The organism is Xenorhabdus griffiniae (genome assembly GCF_015163655.1).
GTDB lineage: Bacteria > Pseudomonadota > Gammaproteobacteria > Enterobacterales > Enterobacteriaceae > Xenorhabdus > Xenorhabdus griffiniae.
Window position 1 is genome coordinate 1 of the sequence record NZ_JADEUF010000187.1, and the last position, 3,769, is coordinate 3,769.

Below are 3,769 nucleotides of genomic sequence, written 5' to 3' on the forward strand. Positions count from 1 at the left end.
CCGATTCGGTTTGTTGACAAAATCGACATTTCACTTCTACCGTTGCCATCTGATTTCCTGAAAAAGTGAGGAGTATACATGAGAAACAACAAATTGAATACGTGACCAAAATTAGCAGAAAAATACGACAACCCATTCTAGATATAATCATATGGCAATGTATGAACTATGAGATCCCGTCTTGACGGGATTTTTTATTATATAAGGAAACCTACATGCGCCCACACATCATCCAGTCCATCATAGATCACGCCAAAGCAGAATACCCCAATGAATGCTGTGGGCTGGTGGTTCAACATAGCCGCAAACAACAATATATCCCCTGTCGCAATACCGCACCTTTACCCACCGAGCAATTCAGCATTCACCCCGAAGATTATGCCAATGCCGAAGATATGGGGACTATTATTGCTATCGTTCACAGTCACCCCGACGCCACAACACAACCCAGTCAACTGGATATCGCCCAGTGTGACCTGTCACAAATCCCGTGGGTGATTGTCTCATGGCCCGAGGGGGATATTCGTACCCTGATGCCGACTGAGGGGATAAAACCGTTAATCGGTCGCCCGTTCGTGCATGGTATCTGGGACTGTTACGGCATTGTGCGCGACTGGTATCGGCTGGAGCGTGATATTGATATCCCGGATTTTGAACGCTCAGATAGCTGGTGGGAACGGGGCGAAAATCTGTATATGAAGCACTATGCTGAGGCTGGATTTGTGGAGTGCAGCGGTGAATTACAGGTGGGGGATGTGATCATTATGCAGGTACAGGCCAAAGAACCTAACCATGCCGGGGTGTATATCGGCGAGGGGTTAATGCTACACCACATGTACGGACAGCTCAGTCATCGCGTGTCGTACAGTGGCTACTGGCAGGAACGGACAATTATCACCCTGCGTCACAGGCACTCACCCGCTTCGGCGGGTTTTTTGTTGGAGTAAATCATGAATACAGTACGAATAATACGGCTGTACGGGATACTCGGTGCCCTGTTCGGGCGAGAGCACCGGTTGGCGGTATCGTCCCCTCAGGAAGCTATCAGGGCACTGTCTGTCCTGATTGACGGATTTGAAAAGTTTCTGCTGACCGCGAAAGAGCGCGGACTGACCTTTGCGGTGTTCAGCGGCAAGCGCAATATCAGTCAGGATGAATTGGAATTTTCCGGTGAGGACGATATCCGCATTGCCCCGATGATTATTGGCAGCAAAAAAGCGGGCGTGTTTCAGACTATTCTCGGTGCGGTGATGGTCGTCGCCGGGGCGTTTATGTGGATGACACCTTACGGTGCGCCAATGGTAATGTCCGGTGTGTCCATGATGCTGGGTGGCGTAGTGCAGATGTTATCCCCGATGCCGGGCGGACTGGCGCGACGGGAAGATCCGGATAACAAACCGTCCTATGCTTTTGGTGGGCCTGTGAACTCTGTCGCGCAGGGCAACCCTGTTCCGGTGGGCTACGGAAAGCGGCGTATCGGGGGCGCCATTATTTCAGCGGGCATTTACGCCGAAGACCAGCAGTAACGGTAATTGTTTTTTAGTCTCGCCGCACTTGCGGCTTTTTTTATGGGTGAACTATGGGAAATCATCTTATTCAGGGCAGCAAGGGCGGCGGTGGCAGTCCGCGTACCCCCGTTGAATCACCGGATTCACTGCAATCCACCTCGTATGCCAAAATCTTATTAGCATTGGGGGAAGGGGAATTCGCAGGTGGACTGGATGGCACCAATATCTTTCTGGATAACACGCCGATTATTGGTCCCGATGGTCAGGCTAATTTCGAGGGGGTGAAGTGGGAATTTCGTCCCGGCACCCCGCACCAGGATTACATACCGGGTATGCCCGCAGTGGAAAATGAACTGACCGTCGGCACGGAATTAGTCGAGTCATGGGTCAGATCGGTCACCAATACCCAATTATCCGCAGTGCGTATCCGGTTATCGTGGCCCCAGTTGCAAACCCAAAAAGAGGATGGGGATACCGTCGGCTATCGGATTGATTATACCATTGAAGTTGCTACGGATGGCGGTTCGTATCAGGAATTACCCACGCTGGCTGTTGATGGCAAGACCACCACGAAATACGAACGGTCACACCGTATTGACTTACCTAAAGCGCATTCAGGCTGGCAGGTGCGTGTGCGTCGTCTCACCCCGAAACAGAACAGTAACCGGATTGCCGATGCGATGGTGGTTGAGGCCATCACTGAGGTGATTGATGCCAAACTCAGTTACCCCGAAACCGCACTGTTATTTGTTCAGTTTGATGCTAAACAGTTCCGCAATATCCCTCAAATCTCATGTGAACCGAAGATGCGTGTTATCCGCGTGCCCGATAATTATGATCCGGAAAGTCGCACGTATTCGGGGGTATGGCAAGGTACATTTAAATGGGCGTGGACCGATAACCCCGCCTGGATACTGTATGACCTGATGATCAATGACCGGTTCAGTATTGGCACACGGGTTAAGACGGAAAACCTGAGTCTGGCAAAATGGGATTTATACCGCGTTGCGCAGTATTGTGATCAGCTAGTGCCCGATGGTAAAGGAGGGCAGGAGCCGCGTCATACCTGCAATGTCTATATCCAGTCACAAGAGGATGCATGGACGGTACTGAGAGATATTGCCAGCATTTTTCGGGGTATGACCTTCTGGGCCAACAACAATATGAATGTCCTGGCGGATATGCCACGTGATGTGGATTATCTCTATACCCGCGCTAATGTGCGTGACGGGAAATTTGTATATGCCAGTTCCAGCGAGAAAACCCATTACAGTACGGCCATGGTGAGCTGGTCAGATCCCCAGAATGGCTATCAGGATGCGGTCGAGCCTGTTTTCGATAACCGGTTAATCCGCCGTTATAACGTGAAACAGGCGGATGTGACGGCAATCGGCTGCACCCGCCAGAGTGAGGCGATCCGTCGCGGTAAGTGGATATTGCTCACCAACGAATATGACCGGATGGTGACCTTTACGGTGGGACTGGATGGCAAGATCCCGTTGCCTGGATATATCATCGGGGTGGCTGATGAAATGTTTTCCGGTCGTGTGTTGGGTGGGCGCGTGAGTGCGGTGAATGGGCGCAATATTACCCTGGACAGAATATCCTCAGCAAAAGTGGGTGAGCGGTTAATCCTGAATTTGCCATCGGGCAAAGCGGAGGGGCGCACCATTCAGGCTGTGAACGGGCCGATTGTCACAGTGACCACGGCCTACTCAGAAACGCCGGTCGCCGAATGTATCTGGGCGATTGATGCAACAGATTTAGCTATCCAGCAATTCAGGGTGACGGGCATTAAGGAAGGTGAGGACGGTGTATCCTTTGAAATCACCGCGGTTGAACATAACACCGACAAATACGCCCGCATTGACACTGGCGCCCGTATCGAAGAGCGGCCCATTTCTGTTATTCCGCCTGGCGTTCAATCCCCCCCGAAAAATGTCTCTATTAATAGTTACTCGGTCGTCAATCAGGGCATTGCTGTCACCACACTGCGTGTAACGTGGGATGCGGTGGAGAATGCGATTGCTTATGAGGCAGAATGGCGGCGGGATAATGGTAACTGGATATCGGCACCCCGCACCTCGACGCAGGGATTTGAGGTTCCAAACATTTACGCCGGTCGCTATCAGGCACGTGTCAGGGCAATCAATGCCGCTGAGATATCCAGTATCTGGGCGAATGCACCGGAAACCCATCTGAAAGGGAAAGAGGGCAACCCGCCGACACCGTTAGGCTTCAGAACAACGCCGATTATCTTC

The 3,769-nt window shown here is 51.6% G+C and carries 3 protein-coding genes; all 3 read left to right on the forward strand.

Going from position 1 to position 3,769, the window contains the following annotated elements; all coding sequences use genetic code 11:
- Positions 1 to 215: 215 nt before the first annotated feature.
- Complete coding sequence (locus IQ211_RS18295) at positions 216 to 947, forward strand: C40 family peptidase (RefSeq protein ID WP_189761256.1); 732 nt, start codon at positions 216 to 218, stop codon at positions 945 to 947.
- Positions 948 to 950: 3 nt separating this feature from the next.
- Positions 951 to 1,526: a tail assembly protein gene (locus IQ211_RS18300; RefSeq protein ID WP_189761255.1), complete on the forward strand. Its 576-nt coding sequence runs from the start codon at positions 951 to 953 to the stop codon at positions 1,524 to 1,526.
- A 53-nt stretch (positions 1,527 to 1,579) separates the two neighbouring features.
- On the forward strand, positions 1,580 to 3,769 hold a 2,190-nt coding region (locus IQ211_RS18305; protein WP_193836443.1), incomplete at its 3' end, for a TipJ family phage tail tip protein.